Below are 26,983 nucleotides of genomic sequence, written 5' to 3'. Positions count from 1 at the left end.
GGCAACTCACACGGCCCTTGTCATATACTTAAATTGTTACTTACTGTCGTGCAGCAATCTCTCCCTGCTGCTTGTAGATGGAGTCTGCATCAACTGCGGTGCGGACACTAGAAAGCGGATATACGATCGTATTCTTTCCGATCACGGTTCCCGGGTTCAGCACAGAACCACATCCAACCTCTACGCCATCGCCGATCATGGCACCAAATTTCTTTAAGCCAGTATCGATATCGCCGTCTGCTGCATGAACCTTTACCAGAGCCTTGTCAGAGCGGACATTGGAGGTGATGGAGCCTGCGCCCATATGAGCCTTGTACCCCAAAATGGAATCACCCACATAGTTGTAATGCGGAACCTGCACGCCATCAAATAAAATTACATTTTTCAGCTCGGTGGAGTTTCCTACCACTACGCCCTTACCAACAATCACTTTGCCACGGATAAATGCACAGTGACGTACCTCTGCCTCCGGTCCGATGATAGCCGGTGCGATGATGCCTGCAGTCGGTGCGATGTGGGCAGACTTGTGGATCCAGATTCCCTCTGCCGGGTTTGCGTATTCTTCCTTCGGCAGGGTTGCGCCCAGACGTTCTACAAAATCACCAATGTGAGCCAGGGCTTCCCACGGGTAGGTAAACTGCTCTAACAGTTCCTTCGCCATGGTATTCTCCAGTGTATACAGGCTGCTAATCTTCATTTCTTCTTTTTTCATGACCATTTCCTCTTTTCTTTCATTTGAAATATATGTTTACTTCTTTTTGTAATTCTGCCCAGCTGCCTCAAAGTATTCCCGCAGCTGGTACTGGTTGTTTAAGCGTAAAACCCCATAGGTCCGGCCAGCCACAAAGCGCTCCAGCTTTTCCATATATTCGTCCGGGGTAATGGAGCCCTCTGCTACGTAAGTCAGACCCTTTTCCCAGCTGGCAGTCAGTTCCGGGTTTAAAAGCTGGCGGATGGATGCACCAACCACATCAAAAACCAGCTCTCCGAGAAGTGTCGGCGTGATGATCTGGGTTTTTCCGTTCAAGGTCAGGTATTTGATATTGACCAGCTTTTTCAGGATCTCTGCACGGGTCGCACTGGTTCCGATGCCGCTTCCTTTGATCTGTGCACGGAGATCTTCATCCTCAATGAGTTGTCCGGCATTTTCCATAGCAAGGATCATGGAACCGGAGGAATAGCGCTTTGGCGGGGATGTCTCCCCCTCCTTGATGGCAAAGCCATCTGCCGGAAGCGTCATCCCCTTCTTTAAGGATGCCAGCATGGCAATGAAGGCCGGGTTTTCCAGATCCTTTTTGTTGGTCTCCGATTCTTCCTTATCGTCCCCGTCCGCATCCGGAGTCTGCGCGGCAGGAGCGGATGTGTCGTCTATCTTTTTCCGCTTTGCTACTTCTGCTACCTTTAAATACCCCGGCTCTGTGAGTACCCGGAAGCTGGTGAAAAAATGTTCCTGTCCGCAGGCCAGCTCCAGGGCATATTTCTGGTAAACCGCTGCCGGATAAAAGATACTTAAAAATCTTCTTGCGATCACTTCATAAATTTTTAAAGACAACGGGGACAGGCTTCGCATGGCGCCAAAGCCCTGTCCGGTCGGGACGATCGCATAATGGTCTGTGATCTGCTTATCATTGACATAACGCGTCTTTGCAATTCCCTGATAGGCATTCTGCTCCAGAATTTCCTGGGCAAAAGCCTTTACCGGCTCAAAATTGCGTAATCCTCCGATATTTTTTGCGATTTCCTTTGCCACTGCAGTGGAAAGGACACGGGCATCGGTTCGTGGATACGTCACCAGCTTTTTCTCGTACAGCTCCTGCACAACCTTTAAGGTTTCATCCGGGCTGATCTTAAACATTTTAGAACAGTCATTCTGAAGCTCGGCGAGGTTATAAAGAAGCGGCGGGTTTTTTGTTTCCTTTTTCCGCTCCACCTTGCTTAGAACACCCACCAGTGGATCATTTTCTTTTAGCTGGCTGATGAGGCATTCCGCATCCTCCCGTTTTTTGAATCCATTTTCCTTATAAAGCTTCGGCGACTGGAAATAGCGGGAACCCTCCACACTTCTCCACTCTGCGTCAAACTTCATATCCTGGGACAGAAACGTGCCGATAACACGGTAGAATGGAGTTTTCACAAAGTCCCGTATTTCCCGTTCCCGGCGCACCACCATACCAAGTACACAGGTCATAACACGGCCAACCGAAAGCACGGTCCGGTCAGCTTTTAAGAAGGCCGAAATCGTGGGGCCATATTTTAAAGTCAGCAGACGGGAAAAATTAATTCCCATCAGATAATCTTCTTTCGCCCTGAGGTAGGCAGAAGCTGCCAGATTGTCGTATTCGCTCCAGTCCTTCGCCTCGCGGATGCCGCGCAGGATTTCCTCCTCTGTCTGGGAGTCGATCCAGACGCGCTTGCGTGTTTTTCCTTTGACACCAGCCATCTGGTCTACCAGACGGTAAATATACTCTCCCTCACGTCCGGAGTCTGTGCAGATATAGATGGTGTCAATGTCCGGCCGGTTCAACAGGCGGCTGACAATGGAAAACTGCTTTGACACGCCATCGATCACCTGGTATTTAAACTCCTTTGGCAAAAATGGCAGCGTCTGCAGGCTCCATCGTTTGAGTGCCGGATCGTAAGCCTCCGGATAACTCATCGTAACCAGATGTCCCACACACCAGGTCACTACGGCAGTATCGGACTCGATGTAGCCGTCCGACCGTCTTGCAGAAATCTTTAACGCATCGGCAAACTGCTGTGCTACGCTGGGTTTTTCTGCGATATATAATGATTTTCCCATAAAATCAGGATTCCTTTCTATTTCAGTTGCCCTACAGGGGAACATGCCCGCTGATCAGCGGACGCGCCACTGGCACCTCCTCAATATGTAATGCAACAACAACAGGCGTACGCAGTCCGCGCCGCCTGTAACTTTTTTTTTAATGCTGTTTCTGGATATAATTCTGGTAAGCCAGCGTAGTTGCCAGATCTGCATGCCCGAGCATCGTCTGGACTGCCTGGATATCTGCACCACTGCTGATCAGATGTGCTGCAAAGGAATGACGCAGGGTATGCGGGGTGATATCCACCTGAATGCCAGCCTTATCGCCATAATATTTAACTATTTTCCAAAAGCCCTGTCTGGACATCTGCCTGCCGCTGCAGTTTGTAAACAGCCAGACTGACTCATTTTCCTTTATCAGCTCCGGCCTTGCCTGATCCAGATAGGTTTTCAGATACTGGTTCACCTTTTTACCGAAGGGGATCATGCGCTCCTTTTCCCCATCCCGGCAGATAAGAAAACCGACAGACAGATTGACATCCTGAAGCTTTAAGCCGATCAGCTCAGAAACTCGGATCCCGGTAGCATAAAGAAGCTCCAGCATCGCCTTGTCGCGGATTTCCTTTGCACTGGTTCCATCCGGCTGTTCCAGAAAGCGGTTTACTTCTTCCACAGAAAGGATCAGCGGAATCTTTTTTTCGATTTTCGGTGTTTTCAGAAGCTCGGCCGGGTCTCTGTGGATGTTTCCCTCCATAAATTCGTAATGGAAGAATGCCTTTGTGGATGCCAGAATGCGGGAAATGGTTGTGGTTGCCTTTCCTTTTCTCTGCAGATAAGAAATATACGCATTCAAACTGGTCTTTGTCACCCTGGACGGCTCTTCAATTCCCTGACGTTCCAGATACTCTTTCAGCTGTCTTAAGTCTCTCTGGTAAGATACCACCGTATTTCTGGATGACTGTTTTACATCCTCAAGATAATGAATAAAAGCCTCAATCTCTGTCGTCATGTTCTTAAAACCCCAATTTCCCAAAAATGATGAATACCATTATATCCGCATTTTTCAATAAAATCAAACACATATTTCCATTATTTTTGCCCATTTTCCGATGATTGACATAAAAATACAACATGTTGGAGACAGCGTTTCTTTCCGCTCAACATGTTGTAAATTCAGAATTGTATTTTTTTAGAACAATTCATGGATGCACCGATACTCCATGCGTCCTAATGCTGTCAGACTCTCACAGGCATTTCAGAAGCAGCGGATTCACATAAAGCTCCAGCCAGATTCCTGCCGCCAAAAGAAACAGTGTAATACAGATAAGGCGGTCCTTTTGTACTGGCCGCTCGGATCCGCCAGCAAACAAAAGCAAAAACAGACAGGACAGGTAGGCAAGATCCTGCGGAAAACCTGCCACCAGAAACAGAACGCCACCCATGATCCCGCGGCCCCAGACAAAAAGGCTCAGATTGCTTCCTATATAAAAACCTGTCAGAATCCCCAGAAGCAGACTTCCTGTTTTCCGGAAGCGGCACCGGGTTACTGCAAAAACAGCCGCCATCTCCAGAAAGCGGGCCACAAGCAGAAACACCCTGTCTGCCCGGCCTCGCAAGGACACACGGCTCCAGTAGTCTGCCATTTCTCCGTACAGCACCTCATAATTTACAATGTCTTTATAAAACACTCCGTTGCATAACAGCACGGCAAACAGCCATCCAGCAAAAACAGCTGCAGCAAGTGTTATTATAAAACGATCTGTCCGCATCAGCAGCACCACCATTTTTTGCAGCTTATCTGCTATAGGAAATCCCGGCTGCATCGTTTTTCTATCTTATGCAGCCGGAGGGAAAAAATATTCGCTTCTGTTCCTGCTTGTGTATCCAGCAAATCTTTTTACTTTCCGTATTTTGCTGCATACGCCATAATGGCTGCCACAGTCTTGGCATCCGTCATCTTGCCTGTATAGATCAGCTCCTGCAGATTCTCCAGCTTCCAGCGCTCTACATTGATTGATTCATCCTCATCCAGTTGCTGCTTCGACGGGATCAGGTTTCTTGCTACAAACACATCGATCGCCTCATCGCAAAATGCAACCGTTGTGTTTAAACTCATCAGATATTCTAGCTTTTCACAACGGTAACCGGTCTCTTCTTCCAATTCCCGGTAAGCACACTCAATCTTTGGCTCGCCAGGAGCATCCAGCTTGCCTGCCGGAATCTCCAGAGTTTCGCGGTCCAGAGCATTACGGTACTGACGGACCATAAGAAGCCGTCCATCGTCCGCTACAGCAACTACAGCAGCCGCACCATCATGATGGATAAAGTCCCAGTGCGCCTCATGCCCATTCGCGATCACGGTATCTTCATAAATTTTCAGGATCGTACCTGTGTATTTGAGCTGTCGGTCTTTGCGGATGACCGGCTCAACTTTTCTCTGATTTTCTGACTGTTCTGTGCCCTGACTCTTTTTTTCCTCCATGCTCATACTGATTTCCTCCATTCCGTTTCGGTATCTGATTTCCTTTTCTGATTCTGTTTTCTTTTTCTGATTCTATTTTCTAGTTTCTTTTTTGATTCTGTTTTCAGCCTTTCCATGCCATTCTCCGGCAGGTCCTGCCATCGTTTTTCTTTTATCTTCCCGCTTACTGGATCCCCTTGCATTTTGCATAACAGGCATCGGTTGCCTTGATCAGGGCATTTCGAAGACCATATTCTTCCAGCGCAGCCACACCTGCAATGGTGGTACCACCCGGTGAACATACCTTATCTTTTAACATTCCCGGATGTTCGCCCGTTTCCAGCACCATTTTCGCGCTGCCAAGCACCGTCTGGGCCACCAGCTTATATGCATCAGCACGCGGGATCCCATACTTTACGGCACTGTCTGCCAGCGCCTCAATGAACATGTATACATAAGCCGGAGAACTGCCACTGGCGCAGACTACAGCATCCATCAGTTTTTCATCCACAACCGTCATGCGCCCAAAGGAGGTAAACAGGGTCTCGATCATCTGCTGCTCCTCTTCAGAAAACAATGCTTTATCATAGCAGACTCCCGTCATGCCTTCCCCAACTAACGCCGGAGTGTTCGGCATGGCACGAACGATCCGGCACGCTTTTCCAAACCGCTCCTGGAGATTTGCGATAGAAATGCCCGGTGCGATTGAAATGATGATCTGATTTTCGGTAACCGCATTACGGATTTCCCCGATCACGGTATCGAACTGCTGCGGTTTTACCGCCATGATCAGGCAGGTGCTTTCTTTTGCACAGCTTACGTTATCTGCTGCATAAGAAACTCCGGTTTCCGCAGAAACATGCTCCATATGCTCCTTGTTCCGCGCGGAAAAGATAAGCTGATCCGGCTCCACTGTCTTTAAAAGTCCCTTTAAGATTGCGTATCCCATGTTGCCCATACCGATAAATCCAAACTGCTTCATGTCCGTTCCTCCTGTCTCTTATCTCAATCTAATAATACCACAAAAGGCGCGTACTTTCCATACGCGCCTTTGCCAATATCCGGTTTCTATATTCTATACAAGAAATTTCTATCTGCCGTTTGCCGGCTCCATGTGAATGTTTTTTCCTTTGATGCGGGCATTCTTCATGCACTCCAGCACTTCCTCTGCGCAGTCCTGCGGAACTTCTACGAAGGTGTACTTGTCATACATATCGATGCTGCCTACCAGACGTCCGGAAATACCGGATTCGCCTGCAATGGCACCCAGAATGTCGCCCGGTTTTACTTTCTGATCCTTACCAATGTTGATAAACAGACGGGCCATATCGGCATCCTGATTCTTTCCTCTGCCGCCACGGCTGTTTCTTCCATCTTTGCCCTTACCATCTCTTCTGCCGCGTCCGTTTCCACGGTCACCGCGGTCACGTCTGGAATCCAGATCATCTAAGGATCTTGCCGGACGGTTATCGAAAATGATGTCTTCATTTTCTTCGCCCATGTTCATACGCAGCAGTGCTGCAGCCAGCTCTAACGAGGTGTAATCCTCCTCCAGCAGCTTTTTCTCCAGAATATGGGAAATACGGCTTAAATCCATATCGGTCAGGACTTCCTTTGCCTGATCCAGGATCTTTTCTGCCTTGATCTCGGTGATATCATCCAGAGACGGGATTGCCTGTGGAATGATCTTGGTCTTGCAGTAACGCTGGATATCGCGCAGCTTATACACCTCGCGGCCTACCACAAAGTTAAACGCGATACCCTCGCGACCTGCACGTCCGGTACGTCCGATACGATGTACATAGTACTCGTCATCCTGCGGGATATCGTAGTTGAATACCGCCTCAACATCATCGACATCGATACCGCGGGCAGCCACATCGGTTGCAACCAGGATCTCGGTGCGTCCGTTGCGGAAACTGTTCATAACGCGGTCACGCTGTACCTGCTTTAAGTCTCCATGCAGTCCCTCTGCAAAATAACCACGTCCCTGCAGCTCAGTCACCAGCTCATCGACCTGCTTCTTCGTATTGCAGAATGCCACAGAAAGCTTCGGAGCGTACATATCGAGCAGACGGCACATAACCTCAACTTTGGTCTTCGGTTTTACTTCATAATAATACTGAGTTACCTTCGGCACGGTAAGCTCCTTCTTTACCACCTTGACAATCTGCGGATCCTTCTGGAAATTCTCCGCGATCTTCTGGATGGCTGCCGGCATGGTAGCGGAAAACATAACCGTCTGGCGCTCCTCCGGAAGCTGGCTTAAGATGGTCTCCATGTCCTCTAAGAAGCCCATGTTCAGCATCTCATCTGCCTCATCCAGAACAACGGTATGTACCTGGTCAAATTTCACGGTCTTGCGGCGCATATGGTCCATCACACGGCCCGGAGTACCGATGATAATCTGGGTACCGTCTTTTAAACCGCGGATCTGACGCACGATATCCTGTCCTCCATAAATTGGAAGAATCTTGATTCCATGCATGTATTTTGCAAGATTACGGATCTCATCTGCCACCTGGATGGCAAGCTCACGGGTCGGGCAAAGGGCGATCGCCTGCAGTTTTTTCTTTTTCGGGTCGATCTTCTGCAGAAGCGGGATACCAAACGCAGCTGTCTTACCGGTTCCTGTCTGTGCCTGTCCGATGATATCGTGGCCTTCCATCTCTACCGGGATGGCTTTTGCCTGAATCGGGGAAGCCTCCTCAAATCCCATATCGGTCACTGCACGCAGGATGCGGTCGTCTAACTGTAACTCTTCAAATTTTACTGTTTCCATTCATTTTCCTCATTCTATTCTAATCTGTTTTCAAGGGAACACGCAGGTCAATTCCTGTGGGAGAATCCTGCGTTCTCAGGCATGCAACCACCTGCCTCCGACAGATTTTTGCATACGATTTCCATAAAAAAAGAAGATTCAGGATGGTTTCTGAATCTTCTTCAGCACAATTTTGTATTCTAACATACGGAAATTGGAATGTCAATTTTCTTTTCGCGTGCAATCTGGAAGTCTAATCTAGAAGTTTCCGTCCGGCGAAAGTCCCTGATTCACTCCGTATGTATTATAAATCTGCCCAAACGTTCCTTTCGGTGCCTGTGCAATGAACGATGCCCCACTGCCGTACTTTCCATAAAGCTGCATGATCTGCTTCATCTGCTCCCGGTCAATGGCCACACAGCCGGAGGTGTAATCCTTGAATTCTCCGGAGCAATGTAAAAACAAAGCGGAACCCTGGTTTTTGATTCCATTTGGATTAAAGCCTGCGTCAATGACATAATCATAATATCCGGCATAACCGGAGGTTCCGACCTGTTCGCCCTCTCTCGTACTTCCTTTTACCAGACGGTTGGAATCATCTTCCCATACATAGGAGGTATCCACCTGAATGTAGTCGGACGGAAAGCCTGCTTCCGTCTTTGCCTGGCCAAACGGCGTGTTCATTTTGAACACACCGATCGGCGTGGTTTTATCGCCGGACTGGCGGTGATTGCTCATTCCGTTCATACCAAGATGACCGGTGGTCTCCACCCGTTTTTCCCAGTTCGCAGCTGTGCTGCTCCGCTCAAATGCGTAGACATCGCAATTGGAAGCACCGGTTCCTTCCACGACGACCAGTACCCGGGCTTCTTCCGGGAGTACGAAGCGGGATACATCCGCTGTTCCTGCCATGGCAGAAGCTGCTGCCTGCGCACCCACAGAAACAGAAGCTTCTACGGTCACTGCTTTTCTACCTGTCTCATTTTCCATCTGATTTCCTGCCTCCCCGCTTTCTTTTCCGCCCGGTGCGTCAAAACTTACCTGCACGGATTTCGTTGCTTCATGATCAGTCTGTTCTGCCATTTCCGAAGTCTGCATAGTGCCTGTTGCTGCGTTTGCTCCGCTTCCTGCCGTTAAAACCGGCGCAGACAAAATGGCTGCAGCCATATAAATTCCTGCATGGATTCCCATGTTTCTTCCTCCATCTGTACTTTATGTGCCTTATACTTTAAACCGATACCCGACGCCCCAGATCGTCTCAATGTACTGCGGCTTCGCGGTATTGAACTCAATCTTCTCGCGGATCTTCTTAATGTGCACGGTCACCGTAGCAATGTCACCGATGGAATCCATATCCCAGATTTCCCGGAACAGCTCTTCCTTCGTATATACATGATTTGGATTCTGCGCAAGGAAGGTTAAAAGATCAAATTCCTTTGTAGTAAAGTTTTTCTCTTCTCCGTTCACCCAGACTCTGCGGGCGGTCTTATCGATCTTTAATCCACGGATCTCAATGATCTCATTTCCCGGGTTGCCACTTCCGATCAGGCGCTCATAGCGAGCCAGATGCGCCTTTACACGCGCTACCATCTCACTCGGGCTAAATGGCTTGGTCATGTAATCATCGGCTCCAAGTCCAAGTCCACGGATCTTGTCGATGTCGTCTTTTTTTGCGGAGATCATGATAATCGGCGTATTTTTCACCTGGCGGAACCGTCTGCAGATTTCAAATCCGTCCATGCCCGGAAGCATCAGATCCAGGATCAGAAGATCAAAATCTTCGTTTAAGGCACGCTCCAGTCCTACATCTCCCTGCTCCTCCAGTTCTACTTCAAATCCGCTTAACTCCAGATAGTCCTTCTCAAGTTCTGCGATGCTGGTTTCATCTTCAATGATCAGAATTCTGCTGCTCATTCTGTATTACCTCCTGATATTTTCTCAGCACAAAATGCATCTCTGTGCCGATTCCTTCTTTGCTGGTCGCCCAGATGCGGCCGCCATGATCTTCAATGATCTTTTTGACAATGGAAAGTCCGATCCCGCTTCCACCCTTGGACGAATTCCGGGATGAATCCGTGCGGTAAAACCGGTCGAAAATATACGGCAGATCCTTTGCCGCAATCCCCTTACCATTATCTTCGATTTCAACCTGGATAAAATCACCCACATCCTTGATGCGGATATTGATGATTCCCTTTGGTTTATCTAAATATTTCACCGAATTGCTGATGATGTTATTGATGACGCGCTTCATCTGCTCCGCATCCGCGATCACCTCTACGTCTTCATTTACATAGTTGAAATATCCCAGCTCAATCCCCCGGGATTCCATATCCAGCCCGACTTCTTCCGCGCAGTCACGAAAATAGCCATTTACATTGATCCGGGAAAAGGTGTACGGGATCTTATTGGTATCGATCTTGGAATAAAAGGTCAGCTCATCGATCAAACGGTCCATATCATTGGCCTTGTTGTAGATGGTCCGAATGTATTTGTCCAGCTTTTCCGGTGACGAAGCCACACCATCTAAAATGCCTTCCACGTACCCCTTGATCGCTGTGATCGGCGTCTTCAGATCATGGGAAATGTTACTGATCAGCTCTTTATTTTCATTGTCATACTGGATTTTCTGCTCGGCACTCTCCTTTAACCGGATGCGCATCTCCTCAAAATCCTGGCAAAGCTCGCCAATTTCATCATCTTCCTCGATATCCAGGGTAAAGTCCAGATTGCCGTCCCGGATTTTCCGGGTCGCTTCCTGCAATTTACTTAACGGACGCAGGACAGAACGGTAAACCCAGATTGTCAGGGAACCGCAGATAAACATCAGCATGAGTACCGCTGTGATCATAAGCTGGGCGATCATACTCTTGACCTCCGGACCAAACTGATCCATCCGGTAAACCATGAAGATCCGTCCCACAGACAGCATCAGCCCCACAAACAAAATAGGCAGTACACTGAACGTGACAAATGCAATGGCAAGACGCGTTTTTAATTTCATAAAAATACACCTCTTTCTACTGGTATCAGTATACCATAAAGAGGTGTATTCCGTTTATAAAACTATTCTAAATTTTCCAACAATTATTTATGATCGTTTACGCAACGCATGGACCGCAACATTGCAGCTTCCACAACACATCCAGTTAGTTTCCGCATTCAATGCTGATCTCGTTAAACTTCTCCAGAATGTGATCGATCTGAATCTGTTTCTTTTCTTCTCCTGCCTTGTCGATGATCACATGTCCCTGATGCATCATCAGCAGGCGGTTGCCGTACTCAACCGCATAGCGCAGGTTGTGGGTGACCATGATGGTTGTCAGATGCTTTTCTTTTACGACCTTGTCTGTCAGTTCCATAATGATGTCTGCGGTTTTCGGATCCAGCGCTGCCGTGTGCTCATCCAAAATCAGAAACTCGATCGGTGTCATGGTGGACATTAAAAGTGCCATAGCCTGACGCTGGCCGCCGGAAAGCACTCCGACCTTCACATCCATCTTATCTTCCAGGCCAAGTCCCAGCATGTGGAGCTGTTCCCGGTAAAATTCAATGCGCTGGCGGTTCGTGCCGGGGCGTAAGTTAAACGGTTTTCCCTTGTTGTCAGCCAGTGCCATATTTTCCAGGATCGTCATGGACGGGCAGGTTCCCATTGCCGGGTTCTGGTACACACGGCCGATCCGTCTCTGCCGCTTAAACTCCGGCATATTGGTGATGTCCTGACCGCCGATCCTGATCTGACCATCATCCAATGGGATGCTGCCGCAGATCAGGTTCAGCATGGAAGTCTTGCCGGATCCATTGGAACCCACCACCGACACAAACTGTCCATCCTCGATGGAGAGGGAAAAATCATGGAAAAGGCACATCTCGTTGACCGTGCCCGCGTTATAGTATTTGTGGATATGGCTTAACTCAAGCATGTGCCTTTACCTTCCTTTCTTTCCGGTTGCTCGCAACCAGAATGATCAAAAATAGAACTGCCGTGATCAGCTTTAAATCCGACGCTGCCATGCCCAGGGCGATTGCCAGGGATACGCAGGCTTTGTACACGATAGAACCGAAAATAACTGCCGTCGTTGCTTTCACGCTGCGGAAGCGCTTCAGCAGCTTCGTACCGATGATCACACTCGCCAGGCCGATGACCATGGTTCCGGTACCGGTGCTGACCTCAAAAAAGCCTTTCTGCTGGCAGTATACACAACCAGCCAGGGCAACAAAGCCATTTGCAAGGGCCAGGCCAAGAATCTTGACCATTCCCTTATCTTTCGCAAGAGAAGTAACCAGCACCTCATTATCGCCGACCGCCCGGAGCAGATACCCGGCACGGGTTTTTAAAAACAGATCCAGTAAAACCTTGCAGACCAGAACGATCACAAACAGGATAATGCAGACCAGATACGGATCCAGTGCTTTCGGAACAACCGCTTCCAGAAATGCATTTTCAAAAATCGTTTCCTTGCTGAAGATCGGCAGGTTTGCCTTTCCCGCGATCCTTAAGTTGATGGAATACAGTGCCGTCATCATAATGATGCCTGAGAGAAGATCCCGCACCTTCAGCTTTACATGGATCAGGCCGGTGATGCATCCGGCTAAGAGTCCTGCCGCAAAGCTGATCAAAAGTGTAAGCACCGGATGCACGCCCTTTAGGATCAGCATCGCTGTGACAGCCGCTCCCATCGGGAAAGTTCCGTCCACAGACAGATCCGGAAAATCCAGGATTTTATAAGTAATGTATAAGCCGAGTGCCATGATCGCGTAGATCAGACCCTCCTCAATGACGCCAATGATGATAGACATGTGTTTCCTCCGAATTTCTAAACGCACAGGACGGGGCAGCCCTGCTTTGTGTGATGATGAGTCTGCCCCGTTATGTTCTGCATCCTAGTTTGTTGTGATTTCATCGAACAGTGCTGCCGCATTATCAGAAAGCTCTGCCGGAATGGTGATGCCAAGGTTTTCAGCCACCTTGTTGTTGCCGTAGAAAGCAGCCTCTTCAATGACTTCAAAGTTCATCTCGCTTGCTTTCTTCTCGCCCTTTAATACCTTTGCTGCCATCTTGCCGGTCTGCTCGCCAAGGCTGACGTAATCCAGTCCGACGGCTGCCAGACAGCCAATCTTAACCTGCTCGATCTCGCTTCCGAATACCGGGATGTTCTTCTTTGCAGCCTTATCCAGGATGACCGGAAGGGAGCTGACTACGGTGTTATCGGTTAAGTTGTTGATGCAGTCAACCTTCTCAACCAGTGCATCTGCTGCCAGCGGAATGTCTGCCGTGGAAGAAATGCCGCTCTCTACGATCTCAAAGCCATACTCCGGAGCTGCTTTCTTGTATTCCTCAATTGCGGAAACGGAATTGATCTCGCTGGTGCTGTACATGATACCGATGGTCTTTGCATCCGGAAGCATGGTGCGGATCATCTTTAACTGGCTCTCTACCGGAAGTTTATCGCTGGTACCGGTGATCTCACCAACCGGGGTTCCATCTGCATTGGCAAGCTCTGCCAGTACCGGATCCGTTACTGCGGTATAGATAACCGGGATGTCGGCATCTTTTGCTGCGCTGTATGCACTCTGCGCGATCGGGGTTGCAATGGCACAGATCAGGTCGGCTTTCTTGGAAATAAAGTTGTTCATGATCTGGCTTGCGGTTCCGCCGTCTGCCTGTGCGTTTTCATACAGGACAGTCAGGTTCTTACCCTCTACGATACCCTCATCTGCAAGGCCCTGTAAAAATCCGGTGCGGCAGTTATCCAGGGAACCATGCTCTGCGAACTGTCCGATACCTACGGTATACTCACCCTCTGCAACTTCCGGTGCCTCTGCTGCATCTGCACTGCTTTCCTCTGCTGCCTGTGTCGTGGTTTCTGCTGCCTTGGTATCTGCTGCAGTTGTCTCTGCGGTCTTGCTGCCACATCCTGCCAGTGCCATCATTGCTGCCATTGCTGCTGCCATAACTTTCACACTTTTTCTCATAATCAAATCCTCCTTGCCTGTTCTGGTTTTTCATTGTTTTCTACAAGGACAACCCTTAGGCCGGATGCCTGTTCCTGCTAAGTGTTTTCCCGGATCGTATTTCCTGAAAGTTTCATAGGACGCACTTTCCGGAAAATAAAAAAGTCCCAAATACAGATTTCATTCTGTATTTGAGACGAATTCACTTAATCCGCGGTACCACTCAAATTGGTTTGCACCCACTCACCCGTATACTAACATATACGCCGCCAGGTAACGGTTGCGGTTTCCGTCAGTCCCTACTCCCATGTCTTACGAATGTTTTCGTTTTCCCTGGTTTCAGATCTGCCCTCGAAAGTCCATTCAGCAATCCCTTCCATACTGCAATCCCACCGCCTGCAGCTCTCTGTGATATCAGCGAAGTGCTTACTCCTCTTTCTCATCGGTTTGTCTTTGTTGGTACATATCATAATGCGCGAATTTGGATTTGTCAACTACTTTTTTTCTGACAATATGGCGGCTCACAAAACGGTCAATATTTTCTAACGGTTGGGAGAGACTGTTGCAGGCTGGTTCCCGTCTACGCTACTGGCTACGCTATAGATTTAGTTTGTCGTAGCTCTTACTCAGATAAATATCCAACCGTTCTTTCAGTGGCTGATATTCTTCGCTCTCCAGATTTGGATCCTGTTTCAGGATGTGATTCACTTCTTCGGATACGGTTTTTAATAAATTTGCATCCGTAAAGATATCCGCAATTTTAAATTCCATGTCACCGCTCTGACGCACGCCAAAAAAATCGCCGGGACCGCGCAGCTTTAGATCCTCGGAAGCGATATAAAAGCCGTCGTTGGAGCGGTTTAAAATATCCAGGCGTTCCTGCGTTCCGTCCTGGTCCGAGCAGTTGACCATGATACAGTAAGACTGGTGGGCGCCCCGGCCCACGCGTCCGCGCAGCTGGTGAAGCTGTGCCAGTCCAAAACGTTCCGCATTTTCAATCATCATGACCGTTGCGTTTGGCACGTTCACACCGACCTCCACAACCGTGGTGGAAACCAGCACCTGAATCTCACCGGACGCAAACCGCTCCATGATCTGATTCTTTTCTTTGCCTTTCATTTTGCCGTGCAGATACTCTACGGTAATGCCAGCCGGAAGCTTTTCCCGCAAAATTTTTGTGTAATCTAGTACATTTTCCGCCTCGATCAGTTCGCTCTCCTCTACCATCGGACAGATCACATACGCCTGGCGTCCGGCTGCCACCTCGCGGGCAATAAACTTATAAGCTTTGTCACGGTAACCGGTATCTACCACACAGTTTTTAATGGGCAGACGCTCCGCAGGCATCTCATCGATGATGGAAATGTCCAGATCTCCATAAAGAATGATGGCAAGTGTCCGTGGAATCGGAGTCGCACTCATGACCAGCACATGAGGTGTCAGCTCCGAGTCCGTTTCACTTCCCTTGTTTCCCAAAGCTTCCCGCTGGCCCACACCAAACCGGTGCTGCTCGTCGGTAATGACCAGGGCAAGACGGTCGTAATGAACTTTCTCCTGGATCAGTGCATGGGTTCCCACGATGATATCCGCCTCATGAGACGCTATTTTCTCGTAGGCCAGACGTTTTTCCTTTGCCGTCATGGACCCGGTGACCAGAACCACCTGTTTCTCAATACCATACGTTTCAAACAGTTCCGTGATTGATTCGTAATGCTGCTTTGCCAGTACCTCAGTCGGTGCCATCATGGCTCCCTGGCATTCGTTCATGGCAGTCTCTAATAATGCCAGCACCGCCACAATGGTCTTGCCGGATCCCACATCGCCCTGCACCAGCCGGTTCATGACCAGACCGCTCTCCAGATCCTTCCTCACTTCCTCCAGCACTTTTTTCTGGGCGCCGGTCAGTTCATAAGGCAGGGATGCCAAAAGCCGGTCAATCTCAGACGATCTTGAGATGATATAGCGGCTCCTTAGATCCTGACGTTTTTCCTTTAACCGGCGCACCGAAAGCAGGAAGAACAAAAACTCATCAAACACCAGGCGCTTTCTGGCAAACAGCAATTCTTTTTTATCTGCCGGAAAATGAATATGCTCAATGGCATAATTATATTCCGCCAGTTCATAGCGGCTGCGAAGTTCTTCCGGAAGATACTCACGCTCCATCTGCCGCTGCAAAAGAGCCTGCTGCACCGCACGGGTGATTGCCTTATTGCCCAGCCCTTTTGTCTGTCCATACACCGGCTGCATGGAATGCATGACACCCCGGTACTGCTCCGGTGTGAACACTTCCGGCTGTTCCATGGTCAGCCGCCCGCTTTTTTTGACCACACGGCCACGGAATACCAGGATCTGGCCCATCTGCAGGACATTATGCAGATACGCCATGTTATACCAGGTCAGCTGCAGGGTTCCCGTCATATCCCGCACATCCGTAATGATGACCTGAATATTTTTAAAACGGCGCACGGATGGTGTTTTCATCAACTGCCCAGATACCGCAAACACGCCTTTTTCCCGGAGATTTCCGATTGGAACCGGCTCTTCATAGGCATCATAGGCACGCGGATAGTCGTGCAAAAGTTCTTCTACTGTTTCTACACCCAGTTTGGAAAATAATTTTGCTGTTTTTTCTCCGATTCCCTTGAGACTTGTGATTGGCTGCTGATTCATCGTTTTTCCTTCTGGTTTTCCGTCGTTTTTACTACTCAACGGAAATCAGATAATAATAGATCGGCTGACCGCCCTCCTGAAGCTCAATCTCCACATCCGGGCAGCTTGCCTGAAGTTTTTCGATCAGAGCCTCTGCGTCCTCTGCAGTGACATCGCTTCCGTAGTAAACGGTCACCAGCTCAGAATCCTCATCCAGCATCGCCTTTAAGGTATCCCCGGTAGTCTTCTCCAGATCGGTACCGACCGCCAGCATGCCATGATCACCGATTCCCATGATGTCACCCTCGTGGATCTCCATATCATCGATCACGGTATTGCGTACGGCGTAGGTGATCTGACCGGTCTTCACACGTCCCATCTCCTCTACCATAGTCTCCAGGTTTTCCTCCGGAGTCTGGTCCGGGATGAAGTTGATGAGGGCAGTGATTCCCTGCGGAACCGTCTTGGACGGAACAACAATGATCTGCTTGTCCTCTACCAGATATTTTGCCTGCTCTGCAGCCAGAATGATGTTTTTATTATTCGGCAGAATATAAACCGTATCAGCATTCACATGCTCGATGGCATTCACCATGTCCTCGGTACTCGGGTTCATGGTCTGACCGCCCTCGATCAGATAATCTGCACCAATGCCTTTAAAGATCTCGCCCAGTCCTTCGCCTACAGATACGGCAATGAAACCATACGGTTTTCTCGGCTCGTCTTTTGCAGTCTCTTTCTGATCTTCCTCCGCTTTCTGCTCTGCTGCCTTGCGCTCAGCATCCTGGATGACACGCTCCTGGTGCTCCTCGCGCATGTTGTCGATCTTCATGCGGGAAAGGGAACCAAAGGTCAGTGCTTTCTGGATCGCAAGACCCGGATCGTTCGTGTGAACATGAACTTTTACGATATCATCGTCAGAAACGACTACGATGGAGTCACCAATGGATTCCAGATATGCCTTGAACTCATGCTCGCTGTTTTCGTCGTAATGTTTTTCCAGATTGATGATAAACTCCGTACAATAGCCATACTTAATGTGTGCGGTATCGATATCAGTTGCTGCTGCGCCTTTTGCCTCAGTCTGCACGTTCACAGCTGCCTTTGCGTCCGGAACGGTGATATCAACCTCTTTGCCGCTGACGCCATCAAATGCGCCCTTTAACACCTGCATCAGGCCCTGTCCACCGGAATCCACCACGCCAGCCTGCTTTAATACCGGAAGCATCTCCGGAGTCTGGCTGAGTACATAGTCACCATGCTCGATGACCTTCTCACCAAATTCCAGAACATCTTCTGTCTCTTCTGCTACTTCCACAGCCTTATCTGCCATACCCTTGGCCACCGTAAGGATGGTACCCTCTTTCGGCTTCATAACTGCCTTATAGGCAGTTTCTGTTGCATGGACAAATGCCTGGGCCAGTGTTTTTACATCGACTACATCTTTTCCTTTGATCTCTTTGGTAAATCCACGGAACAGCTGGGATAAGATAACACCAGAGTTTCCTCTCGCACCACGCAGGGAACCGGAAGAAATCGCTTTTGCCAGGGAATCCATGGTCGGCTCCTGCACGGCTGCCACTTCCCTTGCGGCAGACATGATCGTCATGGTCATGTTGGTTCCGGTGTCACCGTCCGGTACCGGAAATACGTTTAACTCGTTGATCCACTCTTTTTTTGCTTCTAATCCCTTTGCTCCGGCTAAAAATGCCTTCTGCATCAGACGGGCGTCAATTACCTTTACACTCACCGTCAGGTCCTCCTTAATCGATAACTCGTACACCTTCTACATAAATGTTGATCTTGTCAACCTCCATGCCGGTGAATTCTTCTACTTTGTATTTTACGCTTGCGATCAGATTGTCAGATACTGCACAGATGCTGACACCATAGGCCACAATCACGTGGAAATCGATGGAAATATGGTTGTCCTTCACCTCTACGGTAATTCCGTGAGTCAGACTCTCGCGCTTTAACAGCTTAACCAGACCATCTTTCATGCTGACAGCTGCCATACCAACAATACCAAAACACTCTACCGCCGTCATGCCTGCATACATGGCGATCACATCGGAGCTAATCTGAATCTCGCCCAGTTTGTTGTTGATGCGTCCTTTCATAGAAACCCCTCCATATCTATCTGAATTTAGGTTACTGCTCACACATGCGTGGCCAGCAACATAGTTTTCTGGATGCCCGGATAAAAGGGCATAATTTAACTAATCAATCATACCATATATCTTTCCTGCTGTCCATGACGAGTTTTCTCGAAAACAAGAAACAAAAATATTTTCTCAAAAAAATGTAAAATTTCACTTGCCAAAACCATGACTTTCTGCTATCATACTTTATGTTGTGGTTCCTTACGGGACCAAGTACCGGTTAAGGAGGTGCAATCATGGCTAAATGTGCAATCTGTGAAAAGGCTGCTCACTTCGGAAATAACGTGAGCCACTCCCATAGAAGATCCAACGCGATCTGGAAAGCAAACGTTAAATCCGTTAAGGTTAAAGTTAATGGAGGAGCTAAGAAGATGTATGTATGTACTTCTTGCTTACGTTCTGGCTTAGTTGAAAGAGCATAATTGGAACTGAATGCAGAGGACATGTCGTTTGACATGTCCTCTTTTTCGTTACCCATTCTTATCCGCTTGTTTTCTTTTCATCTTTTCATCATCTTCTACACATGCATTTAACAAAAAACTGCTCTTTTTGCAATTTTCGTTTGCAGTCTAGCAGCAGAACAGATAATATCCCAACGTCAGACACCCAATGATAAAGATCAGGGTCGACAATGTCTCCGGAATGAACAAAAGAAGCGTCATTCCGATCCCAAAACAAAAAAGCATAAGCCCCAGAACACGCCTCATGGCAGCCTCCTGATATGATATGGCTGTCGTCTGCGCAGCCTCTATTCCTTATTAGTATATGCCAGATTCCATAAGGTATGAACCAGGGCTTATGATGTTGTCTTTTTCGCGATATTCCGCCAGATGATTTCATGCAGTACAGCGCAGCGTCTCCCGCCTGATTTCTAATCTGCCTGCACTTCGTTTTTGCTTTTTTCTTCCTGTGCAGGGACTTCCTGTGCAGCTGCCATCTCATTGGCCGTCTCCATCGCCTTTTCTGACACCTCCGGTGTCTCCTGTTTTCCGCCAACAAATTTATTTACAAAATCCGGTACCATGTCCAAAACCTTGGTTACCGCATCCTGCTGTTTGATGTTGACCAGCTTGGTCACACCGTTCTGGATCACAAGGACAGCACTTGGGCTCATCTTGGCACTCATACCGCCTCCGCCATTGTGCTTGGCATTCTCCGCAAAAGAACCCGCTGCCATGCCGCAGGTCACATCCACCAGCGGCAAAATGATGGCATCGTCCACCTTTACGGCATCTCCCACCACCGTCTTGGTCGTCACAAACTGATCCATTCCCTTAAACAGGGCTTCTACTGTTGAAACAAATTGATTCTCAGCCATCGTATTGTCCTCCTTTTTGGAACGCGCGCTGACACCTTACGCCTCCCGCCATTTTTTTATCCATAAACGGATATTTTTATTCTGAAGCACCCGGAATATAAAAAGCAAAAGTGTCGCAAGCCGGATGCGCCCTTTCAGTTTCAGTTCTCCCTCCAGACAGGTTTCCAGGAAATCTGGAATCACCTGAACGCTCCGGCCATAGAGAGGATAAAACGGACTAATCCAGGTGAGAACCTGCCCGGTCCTATACGGATCTCCTAAGCCGAACCGAAGTTTTCCTGCCATCTTCTGCGGCGAAATATGCCGGATGATTCCAAAGATCTGTTTCTTTGCCAGCCGAAACGCCGCTTTGTTTTCTTCATCCTGAAGAAAGTGCCAGATAGTATCCCACTGTTGTTTTCCTTGTTTCAACTTTTTCGCAAGTCTTTTCAGTTTTTTGGGAATGCTGCAAATCCGTTTTTTCCAGCCAGTCCAGAAGCGGCGCAAACGTTCTGTCAGAATGGACAGACGAGACTTATGCTCTTTTGGTTTCTGTCCGGCTTCCGTTGTTTTCCCAGCATTTTCCGCAGATTGTGCCGTTTCGCTTTTCTTTGAGGCATCTGGCAGATCCGATTCCGGTTTTGCCACTTCAGCAGTCTCCATCCGTTCTTTCAGTTCCTGACCAGATTCACTTTTTTGTTCTTCCGGATTCCCATTCGCACAAGCCACGTTCTCTTCCAGAGCTTTTTCTGAATTTCCTTCTGGAATTTCAGGGGAGTTTTCCTCCGGCGTTTCTCCCGCCGCTTTCCCGTCTGACTTTTCCCATCCGGGATGAAACCAGAGGATCCGGAAATCCACATGCAGTTCTCCGTCATAGAAAGCTTTTAATGAGATGAGGTGAAAGAACCAGCTTACCGAAGCCTTGCCTTTGAAGGATTCATAACAGCTTCCCTCTGCCCGGTACCGCACCGGCACAAACAGCACGCTGAAGATGACCGCCAGAACCAGTCCCAGCACGATCAGGATCAGAATGCCGATCAGTTTTAAGATTCCCAGTACAATCGCTACCATACATCATTTCCTGTAAAGCGGGCAAAGGATGCCGCCGATACCTCTCCTGTTTTCTGATACAGATCATCTACCATCCTGCGGACCACCTCCAGCGCTTCCCAGTATGTAACGGCAATGCCCAGGATCATGCGTTCTTTTTTCTTTTCTGCCGGAGTCAGAAGCATCACGGAAGGGTAGATATCACAGAGATTCTCTCCATTTTGCGGGGATGTAATCACATAAACCTCCGGCTGCAGCTTTTCCTCCCGGATTCCCTGGATGATCGCATAGCGGTGCCGGCGTGCCTTCTTCCCCATGTATAAATGATCGTACCACTGCATAGCATCTCCCTCTTGCACGATTACCGGTAATTATCGAGAATGGAACGGCGCAAAAGATCCAGTCCCTTTACAACGGCCTGTTCCCGGATCTTATCCCGGTTGCCCTTAAACTGGTATTTCTCGACGCTGACCTTGTCCTTCATATAGGTGGCAATGTAAACCAGACCGACCGGCTTTTCCTCGGTTCCGCCATCCGGACCAGCCAGACCAGTCACGGCTACGCAGGCATCGGAATCGGTTGCAAACACGCCGCCGGTTGCCATCTCCCGGGCTGTCTGCTCGCTGACTGCGCCATATTTTTTGAGCGTGCTCTTGCTGACATCCAGGTATTTGCGTTTTGCTTTATTTGAATAAGTGATAAAGCCTTCGTTATACACCTCAGATGCGCCCGGCACATTGATGATGCGGCCTGCAAGCAGTCCACCGGTGCAGGACTCTGCAGTCGTTACGGTCAGCTCGTACTTCTTCAGTAATTTTACAACAGCCTGTTCCAGCGTTTCCTCTTCCTTGGTTGAGTAAACGCAATCGCCAAAACGGTTCTTGATCTCTTTTACAACTGGTTTTACCAGCTTCTTGGCTTCTTCCTCATTTGCAGCCTTTGCAGTAACGCGGATATGAACCTCTCCGGTCTTTGCGTAGGTTGCAATGGTCGGATTCTGCTGCTTATCGATCAGATCCAGCAGCTTATCCTCCACCTGGCTCTCGCCAACTCCGCAGATCTTCACCATCTGGGAACGGATCACCTCCGGCTGAAGCTTCTGCAGATATGGGAATACCTGATTCATAAACAGCGGGTACAATTCATTCGGCGGTCCCGGAAGCAGGATCGCAGACTTGCCGTATTTCTCCAGGATCAGACCCGGAGCAGTTCCATTGTCATTGTCCAGGACAATGCATCCCGCCGGGATGATCGCCTGTTTCCAGTTATTCTCTGAAATGACTTTATAAATATTATTCTTGAAATATTCCTCGATCCGCTCTCTGGTGTGCGGATCCTCCACTAATGGAAATCCCATAACCTCCGCGCAGACCTCTTTAGTCAGGTCATCTTCCGTTGGTCCAAGGCCTCCGGTCAGGATGATGACATCCGAGCGCTTTAACGCAGTCCGGATCACCTCCGCCAGACGGTCATGGTTATCTCCCACCGTCACCTGATGGTACATGGTCAGGCCAAGAAGCGCACATTTTTCTGCCAGAAACTGGGTATTGGTATTTACAATGTTTCCAAGTAAAAGCTCTGTACCGACTGAAATCAGTTCCACTACCATTTAGATTGCCCCCTCTGTAAGCACTTTATGATTCTTTGCAATATAATCAACCAGCGACACGACAGTCAGCACCAGTGCAACCCAGGTGCAGATCACCGTTAAGAAATACAGGACCGGAAGATTCACGATCATCAAAATGACTGCGATCATCTGGAATGTGGTCTTAAACTTGCCCCAGTAGCTGGCAGCGATCACAATGCCCTGCTCTGCCGCGATCAGGCGGAACCCGCTGATGATAAATTCACGGCTGACGATGATGATGACCATCCACGCCGGAAGCTGTCCCAGTTCAATGAGACAGATCAGTGCAGAGCAGACCAGAAGCTTATCCGCTAACGGATCCATAAATTTTCCAAAGTTCGTAACAAGATTGTACTTGCGGGCAATTTTTCCGTCCAGCATATCTGTCAGACTCGCAACGATAAAAATCGCCGCTGCAAGATTGCGGAGCAAACGCACTTCCCCATGAAAGGCAAGAAGGCTGATCACAAAAAACGGGATCATGATCACCCGCATGACCGTCAGTTTATTCGGCAGATTCATCATATACCTCCCCGATCAGATCGTAATCGTTGGAACCAATTACCTTCACCCGTACAAAATCGCCGGACATGAAAAGTTCACCGCTGTTAACAAAGATATATCCATCTACATTCGGGGCATCCATGTAGGTTCTTCCCACATAAGCAGCTTCATCGGCTACCTTGCCCTCGATCATGACATCCAGGACACGTCCAACCATGGACTCAGACTTTTCAAAAGCGATCTCCTGCTGCAGCTCCATGATCTCGTCACGGCGCTCCTCTTTCACTTCCTCCGGGATCTGGTCCGGGAAGGTAGCTGCCGGAGTATCCTCTTCCGCAGAATAGGTAAATACACCCAGACGCTCAAACTCCATCTCATCGACAAATCGCATAACCTCTTCATGGTCTTCCTGGGTCTCACCCGGGAAACCAGCGATCATCGTGGTGCGGAGTGCGATATCCGGAACTGCCGCGCGAAGCTTTCCAATGATTTCGCGAAGCTGTGCCTGGTTGGTGCGGCGTCCCATGCGCTTTAAGATGCGGTCGCTCGCATGCTGGATCGGGACATCCAGGTAATGGCAGACCTTTTCTTCGGTGCGGATCGCCTCGATCAGCTCATCGGTGATCTCCTCCGGATAGCAGTACTGAATGCGGATCCAGTAGATGCCCGGAATCTCTGCCAGCTTGTGAAGCAGCTCCGGAAGCATTTTCTTTCCATAAAGATCAACACCGTAAAGAGTTGTCTCCTGAGCCACCAGGATCAGTTCCCGTACGCCCTGGTCAGCCAGCTGGTTTGCCTCTTTTAACAGACGTTCCATCGGCACACTGCGATAATTGCCGCGCAGGCTCGGGATGATGCAGTAAGTGCAGTGCTTGTCGCAGCCCTCTGCGATCTTTAAGAACGCATAATATCCGCCAGTCGTAATGACACGCTCGGTCTCAACCTCCGGAAGTGCGTTTAAATCGTGGAAACAGCTTATATGCTCTTCTCCGCCAAGTGCCTGCTTTAATACGTTTGAAATTTCATCGTAAGTAGAAGTACCAAGGATACCATCCACCTCCGGGATCTCATCGAGAATTTCCTGTTTGTAACGCTGCGCCATGCATCCCGTCACGATCAGTGCCTTGCACTTTCCAGTCTTTTTCAGCTCTGCCATCTCCAGAATGGTATTGACACTCTCTTCCTTCGCATCATTGATGAAGCAGCAGGTATTGACCACAATGATATCTGCCTCGTTTTCATCATCCGTGAAGGTATGGCCATCCCGGTTTAAAAGACCGAGCATCATCTCGGTATCGACCAGGTTTTTGTCACAGCCAAGGGAAACACATAATATTTTCATAAATTCATAACTCCTGTTTTTATGGAAAAAGCCATCTCCATGTGCGATGAGACGGCTTTCTCCTTTCTTTTTGTGTATTACGCGGCAAAATTCGTTTTCCGTTTTCTGCCATTGTTTCTGCTTTCCGGAGGAAAATGTCTCCAGACAAAATTCTTACTCTTCGGTATTTTCTGCAGCTTCTACTGCCTCTGCCGGTGCAGCTTCTACTGCTTTTACCTCATCTTCATCCTCGTCGTTCTCACCAAGGATCTTTACCTTACCCTCGTAAAGCTCCTGCACAGCGATGGAAAGCGGCTTCTTGCCTGCGGATTTTGCGATCAGCGGCTCAGCGCCTCCGATGATCTGTCTTGCACGCTTGGAAGTTGCCAGCACGATAGAATAACGGCTCTGTACCACTGGCTGCTCGCCCGGCTCAACCTCGCTGTTTACTGCATTGATCAAATCTGTATAAGATGGATGTAACATAATAAAACTCCTTTCTGGGGGATATCTTGTTTTCTTTTAAAATTTTTACCGGATAGAAACGGTAAAACTCTATGATAAAAACAGTTTTCACTGATTAAAACTGCTTTAAATCCTCTTTCATTTCTGCGATGAACTCCTGATTCTGGGAGGTTTTGTGACGCTGCGCCTGGATCAGCTCATGCATTTCTTTTACGCAGGTTTCCAGATCGTCATTTACCAGAATGTAATCGTAACGGTCCATGTACTCAGCTTCTTCCACGGCACGTTTTAAGCGGTTTTTAATCACCTCTTCGGTCTCAGTTCCGCGGCCGCGCAGTCTGTGCTCCAGTTCCGCAGCACTTGGCGGAGTCACAAACAAAAGCAGAGTGTCCGGGAATTTCTCTTTGACTGCAAGCGCACCCTGGATTTCAATCTCCAAAATAACATTTTTACCGGCTTCCAGCTGCTCCATGACATAGCTCTTCGGGGTTCCGTAGTAGTTTCCCACATAGCAGGCATGTTCGATCAGCGCGTCTTCTGCGATCATCTGCTCAAACTGCTCTTTTGTCTTGAAGAAATACTCTCTGCCGTCCACTTCGCCCTCACGCGGTCCGCGTGTGGTCGCGGAAATGGATAAAGCATACTGGTCTGCATACCCTGAAAGCAGTGCTTTCATCAAAGTTCCTTTTCCTGCTCCCGAAAAGCCGGAAACAACCGCTAAAATTCCCTTACGGCTCATACTCAATCCTCGATTCTTATCTTATTCCATGATGGATGATACCAGATTGTTTCACACTGCATGCTCTCACAATCCTTTTGGTCCTGATATCATTCAATATTCTGAATCTGCTCTCTGACTTTTTCAATCTCTGTCTTTAAGGCGATTGCCTTGTCACAGATTTCCAGATCACTCGATTTGGAAAGTGTGGTATTGGCCTCACGGTTCATCTCCTGGGCGATAAAGTCCAGTTTTCTTCCCACGCTTCCGCCTGCTTCCAGTTCCTTTCTGGTCGCATCGATGTGGCTGTGAAGACGGACCATCTCCTCATCGACACAGATCTTGTCCGCGTAGATGGTAACCTCTGTTGCAATGCGTCCCTCATCAAGCGGGGTGCTGCCAAGAAGCTCCTTCACCTTGTCTTCCAGTTTCTGGCGGTACTCTGTTAAAATAACCGGAGAACGCTCCTCGATAAAAGCAACAAGGCTGCCCATGTAATCAAGTTTGCCAAGCAGGTCAGTCTTTAACTTTTCGCCTTCCTGAACACGGGAATCTACAAATTTCTTTGCAGCCTCCTCCACAGCCTCGGAAAGTTCCTGCCAGATCTTGTTCTCATCTTCCGCAACCTGATCCATAACCAGAACCTCCGGCATGTGGGCAAGTCCGGACACGGTGATGTCGTTTTTGATGCCAAACTGCTCTTCCATCTGTTTGAAGCAGTTCATATATTCCGCAGCAAGGGAACTGTTGTACTTTAAGCACATTTTCTCTTCTGTGTAGTCTTCGTAGTTGATAAATACATCCACTTTTCCACGCTGAATGTAAGTCTTCAGCAGATTGCGGATGCCTGCCTCAAAATAGTTGAACTTTTTCGGCAGCTTGATGCTTAAGTCAAGATAACGGTGGTTGACTGCCTTGATCTCTACGGAGATTTTATATTCCGCGGTAACGATCTCGCAGCGACCAAATCCGGTCATGCTTTTTATCATGATGTGGTCTGCTCCTTTGCCATAGATAACTTACATTATAATTCAAATGGAAAAACAAGTCAACGGCTTCGCATTTCAAATTCGGAAATTCGTTTTGACATCCTTTTGACCGCACGGAACATCAAAAAATGCCTTCAAGCCAGATATCTGTTCCATATCTGGTCAGAAGACATTTTTCTTTTTTCCTGTTATGCTGCCAGGTTCAAAAACCTTTTTCCTATGATACTGATACCGGAATC

General features: G+C 48.6%; 26 protein-coding genes, 1 pseudogene and 1 other annotated feature. Of the genes and pseudogenes, 1 reads left to right on the top strand and 26 read right to left on the bottom strand.

What is annotated here, in order from left to right:
- Positions 1–40 precede the first annotated feature (40 nt).
- The 16 genes and pseudogenes from DW922_RS11155 to DW922_RS11080 all read right to left on the bottom strand — a co-directional run bounded on the left by DW922_RS11155 (position 41) and on the right by DW922_RS11080 (position 18,728).
- On the bottom strand, positions 41–712 hold the full coding sequence (locus DW922_RS11155; protein WP_118726575.1) for a UDP-N-acetylglucosamine pyrophosphorylase: 672 nt from the start codon (positions 710–712) through the stop codon (positions 41–43).
- 36 nt (positions 713–748) lie between these two features.
- Complete coding sequence (locus tag DW922_RS11150) at positions 749–2,800, bottom strand: DNA topoisomerase (RefSeq protein ID WP_118726574.1); 2,052 nt, start codon at positions 2,798–2,800, stop codon at positions 749–751.
- Between the two features lie 139 nt (positions 2,801–2,939).
- Positions 2,940–3,791 carry a tyrosine recombinase gene (locus DW922_RS11145; RefSeq protein WP_118720066.1) on the bottom strand — a complete coding sequence of 284 codons (852 nt, stop codon included), beginning with the start codon at positions 3,789–3,791 and terminating at the stop codon, positions 2,940–2,942.
- Positions 3,792–4,026: 235 nt separating this feature from the next.
- Entirely contained in the window at positions 4,027–4,605 is a 579-nt protein-coding gene (locus DW922_RS11140) for a hypothetical protein (protein ID WP_118720064.1), read from the bottom strand.
- Positions 4,606–4,679: 74 nt separating this feature from the next.
- Positions 4,680–5,264 (bottom strand): NUDIX hydrolase, encoded by a 585-nt coding sequence (locus DW922_RS11135; protein WP_118720134.1) that lies wholly within the window; start codon positions 5,262–5,264, stop codon positions 4,680–4,682.
- Positions 5,265–5,427: 163 nt separating this feature from the next.
- The gene (gene proC, locus DW922_RS11130; protein ID WP_118726573.1) at positions 5,428–6,225 is read right to left on the bottom strand and encodes a pyrroline-5-carboxylate reductase; all 798 of its coding nucleotides are present in this window, start codon (positions 6,223–6,225) and stop codon (positions 5,428–5,430) included.
- 108 nt (positions 6,226–6,333) lie between these two features.
- Positions 6,334–8,025 carry a DEAD/DEAH box helicase gene (locus DW922_RS11125; RefSeq protein ID WP_118720058.1) on the bottom strand — a complete coding sequence of 564 codons (1,692 nt, stop codon included), beginning with the start codon at positions 8,023–8,025 and terminating at the stop codon, positions 6,334–6,336.
- 237 nt (positions 8,026–8,262) lie between these two features.
- Complete coding sequence (locus DW922_RS11120; RefSeq protein ID WP_118726572.1) at positions 8,263–9,195, bottom strand: L,D-transpeptidase family protein; 933 nt, start codon at positions 9,193–9,195, stop codon at positions 8,263–8,265.
- 30 nt (positions 9,196–9,225) lie between these two features.
- The gene (locus DW922_RS11115; RefSeq protein WP_118540845.1) at positions 9,226–9,918 is read right to left on the bottom strand and encodes a response regulator transcription factor; all 693 of its coding nucleotides are present in this window, start codon (positions 9,916–9,918) and stop codon (positions 9,226–9,228) included.
- Positions 9,893–10,915, bottom strand: a pseudogene (locus tag DW922_RS11110) (HAMP domain-containing sensor histidine kinase); the annotation flags it as partial. The gene DW922_RS11115 and the pseudogene DW922_RS11110, both read right to left, overlap by 26 nt.
- 238 nt (positions 10,916–11,153) lie before the next feature.
- Positions 11,154–11,927, bottom strand: coding sequence for an ATP-binding cassette domain-containing protein (locus DW922_RS11105; protein WP_118540849.1), 774 nt, complete (start codon positions 11,925–11,927; stop codon positions 11,154–11,156).
- On the bottom strand, positions 11,920–12,804 hold the full coding sequence (locus DW922_RS11100; protein ID WP_118720050.1) for an ABC transporter permease: 885 nt from the start codon (positions 12,802–12,804) through the stop codon (positions 11,920–11,922). The genes DW922_RS11105 and DW922_RS11100 overlap by 8 nt, the downstream gene beginning before the upstream one ends.
- 84 nt (positions 12,805–12,888) lie before the next feature.
- Entirely contained in the window at positions 12,889–13,980 is a 1,092-nt protein-coding gene (locus DW922_RS11095; protein ID WP_118726571.1) for an ABC transporter substrate-binding protein, read from the bottom strand.
- A 168-nt stretch (positions 13,981–14,148) separates the two neighbouring features.
- Positions 14,149–14,411: a binding site (T-box leader), on the bottom strand.
- A 145-nt stretch (positions 14,412–14,556) separates the two neighbouring features.
- The gene (gene recG / locus DW922_RS11090; RefSeq protein WP_118726581.1) at positions 14,557–16,629 is read right to left on the bottom strand and encodes an ATP-dependent DNA helicase RecG; all 2,073 of its coding nucleotides are present in this window, start codon (positions 16,627–16,629) and stop codon (positions 14,557–14,559) included.
- A 31-nt stretch (positions 16,630–16,660) separates the two neighbouring features.
- Positions 16,661–18,358, bottom strand: coding sequence for a DAK2 domain-containing protein (locus DW922_RS11085; RefSeq protein ID WP_118720046.1), 1,698 nt, complete (start codon positions 18,356–18,358; stop codon positions 16,661–16,663).
- A gap of 13 nt (positions 18,359–18,371) precedes the next feature.
- The gene (locus tag DW922_RS11080) at positions 18,372–18,728 is read right to left on the bottom strand and encodes an Asp23/Gls24 family envelope stress response protein (protein WP_118540859.1); all 357 of its coding nucleotides are present in this window, start codon (positions 18,726–18,728) and stop codon (positions 18,372–18,374) included.
- Positions 18,729–19,006: 278 nt separating this feature from the next.
- Here DW922_RS11080 and rpmB point away from each other — a divergent pair, with 278 nt between their 5' ends.
- Positions 19,007–19,192, top strand: coding sequence for a 50S ribosomal protein L28 (gene rpmB, locus DW922_RS11075; RefSeq protein ID WP_118533668.1), 186 nt, complete (start codon positions 19,007–19,009; stop codon positions 19,190–19,192).
- A 147-nt stretch (positions 19,193–19,339) separates the two neighbouring features.
- On the opposite strand, the gene DW922_RS17680 is transcribed toward rpmB, so the two are convergent.
- The 10 genes from DW922_RS17680 to DW922_RS11030 form a co-directional block, all read right to left on the bottom strand.
- Positions 19,340–19,477 carry a hypothetical protein gene (locus DW922_RS17680; protein ID WP_182436865.1) on the bottom strand — a complete coding sequence of 46 codons (138 nt, stop codon included), beginning with the start codon at positions 19,475–19,477 and terminating at the stop codon, positions 19,340–19,342.
- A 164-nt stretch (positions 19,478–19,641) separates the two neighbouring features.
- A complete protein-coding gene (locus tag DW922_RS11070; protein WP_118726570.1) occupies positions 19,642–20,088 on the bottom strand; it encodes a GerW family sporulation protein in 447 nt (148 codons plus the stop codon).
- 36 nt (positions 20,089–20,124) lie between these two features.
- The gene (locus DW922_RS11065; protein WP_118726569.1) at positions 20,125–21,138 is read right to left on the bottom strand and encodes a DUF2953 domain-containing protein; all 1,014 of its coding nucleotides are present in this window, start codon (positions 21,136–21,138) and stop codon (positions 20,125–20,127) included.
- Positions 21,132–21,458 (bottom strand): hypothetical protein, encoded by a 327-nt coding sequence (locus tag DW922_RS11060; protein ID WP_243032184.1) that lies wholly within the window; start codon positions 21,456–21,458, stop codon positions 21,132–21,134. The genes DW922_RS11065 and DW922_RS11060 overlap by 7 nt, the downstream gene beginning before the upstream one ends.
- A gap of 20 nt (positions 21,459–21,478) precedes the next feature.
- A complete protein-coding gene (locus DW922_RS11055; protein ID WP_118726568.1) occupies positions 21,479–22,726 on the bottom strand; it encodes a competence/damage-inducible protein A in 1,248 nt (415 codons plus the stop codon).
- Positions 22,727–23,269 (bottom strand): CDP-diacylglycerol--glycerol-3-phosphate 3-phosphatidyltransferase, encoded by a 543-nt coding sequence (gene pgsA / locus DW922_RS11050; RefSeq protein ID WP_118540867.1) that lies wholly within the window; start codon positions 23,267–23,269, stop codon positions 22,727–22,729. It abuts the gene before it with no gap.
- Positions 23,253–24,593: a 30S ribosomal protein S12 methylthiotransferase RimO gene (gene rimO, locus DW922_RS11045; protein WP_118726567.1), complete on the bottom strand. Its 1,341-nt coding sequence runs from the start codon at positions 24,591–24,593 to the stop codon at positions 23,253–23,255. The genes pgsA and rimO overlap by 17 nt, the downstream gene beginning before the upstream one ends.
- 153 nt (positions 24,594–24,746) lie before the next feature.
- Positions 24,747–25,058: a DNA-directed RNA polymerase subunit omega gene (gene rpoZ / locus DW922_RS11040; RefSeq protein ID WP_118726566.1), complete on the bottom strand. Its 312-nt coding sequence runs from the start codon at positions 25,056–25,058 to the stop codon at positions 24,747–24,749.
- A gap of 94 nt (positions 25,059–25,152) precedes the next feature.
- On the bottom strand, positions 25,153–25,776 hold the full coding sequence (gene gmk / locus DW922_RS11035; RefSeq protein WP_118540873.1) for a guanylate kinase: 624 nt from the start codon (positions 25,774–25,776) through the stop codon (positions 25,153–25,155).
- A gap of 89 nt (positions 25,777–25,865) precedes the next feature.
- A complete protein-coding gene (locus DW922_RS11030; protein ID WP_118720042.1) occupies positions 25,866–26,744 on the bottom strand; it encodes a YicC/YloC family endoribonuclease in 879 nt (292 codons plus the stop codon).
- Positions 26,745–26,983: the final 239 nt, after the last annotated feature.

Origin of the sequence: Clostridium sp. AM42-4 (assembly GCF_003480105.1) — a bacterium.
GTDB lineage: Bacteria > Bacillota > Clostridia > Lachnospirales > Lachnospiraceae > Brotaphodocola.
The sequence above is the reverse complement of the archived record's forward strand: the minus strand, read 5'-3'. Positions and strand labels throughout refer to the sequence as shown.

Coding starts and splice junctions, on each gene's coding strand:
- DW922_RS17680 (WP_182436865.1), bottom strand. CDS start 19,477: ATGAGGCGTGTTCTGGGGCTTATGCTTTTTTGTTTTGGGATCGGAATG.
- DW922_RS11145 (WP_118720066.1), bottom strand. CDS start 3,791: ATGACGACAGAGATTGAGGCTTTTATTCATTATCTTGAGGATGTAAAA.
- pgsA (WP_118540867.1), bottom strand. CDS start 23,269: ATGAATCTGCCGAATAAACTGACGGTCATGCGGGTGATCATGATCCCG.
- DW922_RS11150 (WP_118726574.1), bottom strand. CDS start 2,800: ATGGGAAAATCATTATATATCGCAGAAAAACCCAGCGTAGCACAGCAG.
- recG (WP_118726581.1), bottom strand. CDS start 16,629: ATGAATCAGCAGCCAATCACAAGTCTCAAGGGAATCGGAGAAAAAACA.
- DW922_RS11095 (WP_118726571.1), bottom strand. CDS start 13,980: ATGAGAAAAAGTGTGAAAGTTATGGCAGCAGCAATGGCAGCAATGATG.
- rpoZ (WP_118726566.1), bottom strand. CDS start 25,058: ATGTTACATCCATCTTATACAGATTTGATCAATGCAGTAAACAGCGAG.
- DW922_RS11065 (WP_118726569.1), bottom strand. CDS start 21,138: ATGGTAGCGATTGTACTGGGAATCTTAAAACTGATCGGCATTCTGATC.
- rimO (WP_118726567.1), bottom strand. CDS start 24,593: ATGAAAATATTATGTGTTTCCCTTGGCTGTGACAAAAACCTGGTCGAT.
- DW922_RS11105 (WP_118540849.1), bottom strand. CDS start 11,927: ATGCTTGAGTTAAGCCATATCCACAAATACTATAACGCGGGCACGGTC.
- DW922_RS11030 (WP_118720042.1), bottom strand. CDS start 26,744: ATGATAAAAAGCATGACCGGATTTGGTCGCTGCGAGATCGTTACCGCG.
- gmk (WP_118540873.1), bottom strand. CDS start 25,776: ATGAGCCGTAAGGGAATTTTAGCGGTTGTTTCCGGCTTTTCGGGAGCA.
- DW922_RS11055 (WP_118726568.1), bottom strand. CDS start 22,726: ATGGTAGTGGAACTGATTTCAGTCGGTACAGAGCTTTTACTTGGAAAC.
- DW922_RS11140 (WP_118720064.1), bottom strand. CDS start 4,605: ATGCAGCCGGGATTTCCTATAGCAGATAAGCTGCAAAAAATGGTGGTG.
- proC (WP_118726573.1), bottom strand. CDS start 6,225: ATGAAGCAGTTTGGATTTATCGGTATGGGCAACATGGGATACGCAATC.
- DW922_RS11100 (WP_118720050.1), bottom strand. CDS start 12,804: ATGTCTATCATCATTGGCGTCATTGAGGAGGGTCTGATCTACGCGATC.
- DW922_RS11155 (WP_118726575.1), bottom strand. CDS start 712: ATGAAAAAAGAAGAAATGAAGATTAGCAGCCTGTATACACTGGAGAAT.
- DW922_RS11125 (WP_118720058.1), bottom strand. CDS start 8,025: ATGGAAACAGTAAAATTTGAAGAGTTACAGTTAGACGACCGCATCCTG.
- rpmB (WP_118533668.1), top strand. CDS start 19,007: ATGGCTAAATGTGCAATCTGTGAAAAGGCTGCTCACTTCGGAAATAAC.
- DW922_RS11120 (WP_118726572.1), bottom strand. CDS start 9,195: ATGGGAATCCATGCAGGAATTTATATGGCTGCAGCCATTTTGTCTGCG.
- DW922_RS11135 (WP_118720134.1), bottom strand. CDS start 5,264: ATGGAGGAAAAAAAGAGTCAGGGCACAGAACAGTCAGAAAATCAGAGA.
- DW922_RS11115 (WP_118540845.1), bottom strand. CDS start 9,918: ATGAGCAGCAGAATTCTGATCATTGAAGATGAAACCAGCATCGCAGAA.
- DW922_RS11060 (WP_243032184.1), bottom strand. CDS start 21,458: ATGCAGTGGTACGATCATTTATACATGGGGAAGAAGGCACGCCGGCAC.
- DW922_RS11070 (WP_118726570.1), bottom strand. CDS start 20,088: ATGGCTGAGAATCAATTTGTTTCAACAGTAGAAGCCCTGTTTAAGGGA.
- DW922_RS11080 (WP_118540859.1), bottom strand. CDS start 18,728: ATGAAAGGACGCATCAACAACAAACTGGGCGAGATTCAGATTAGCTCC.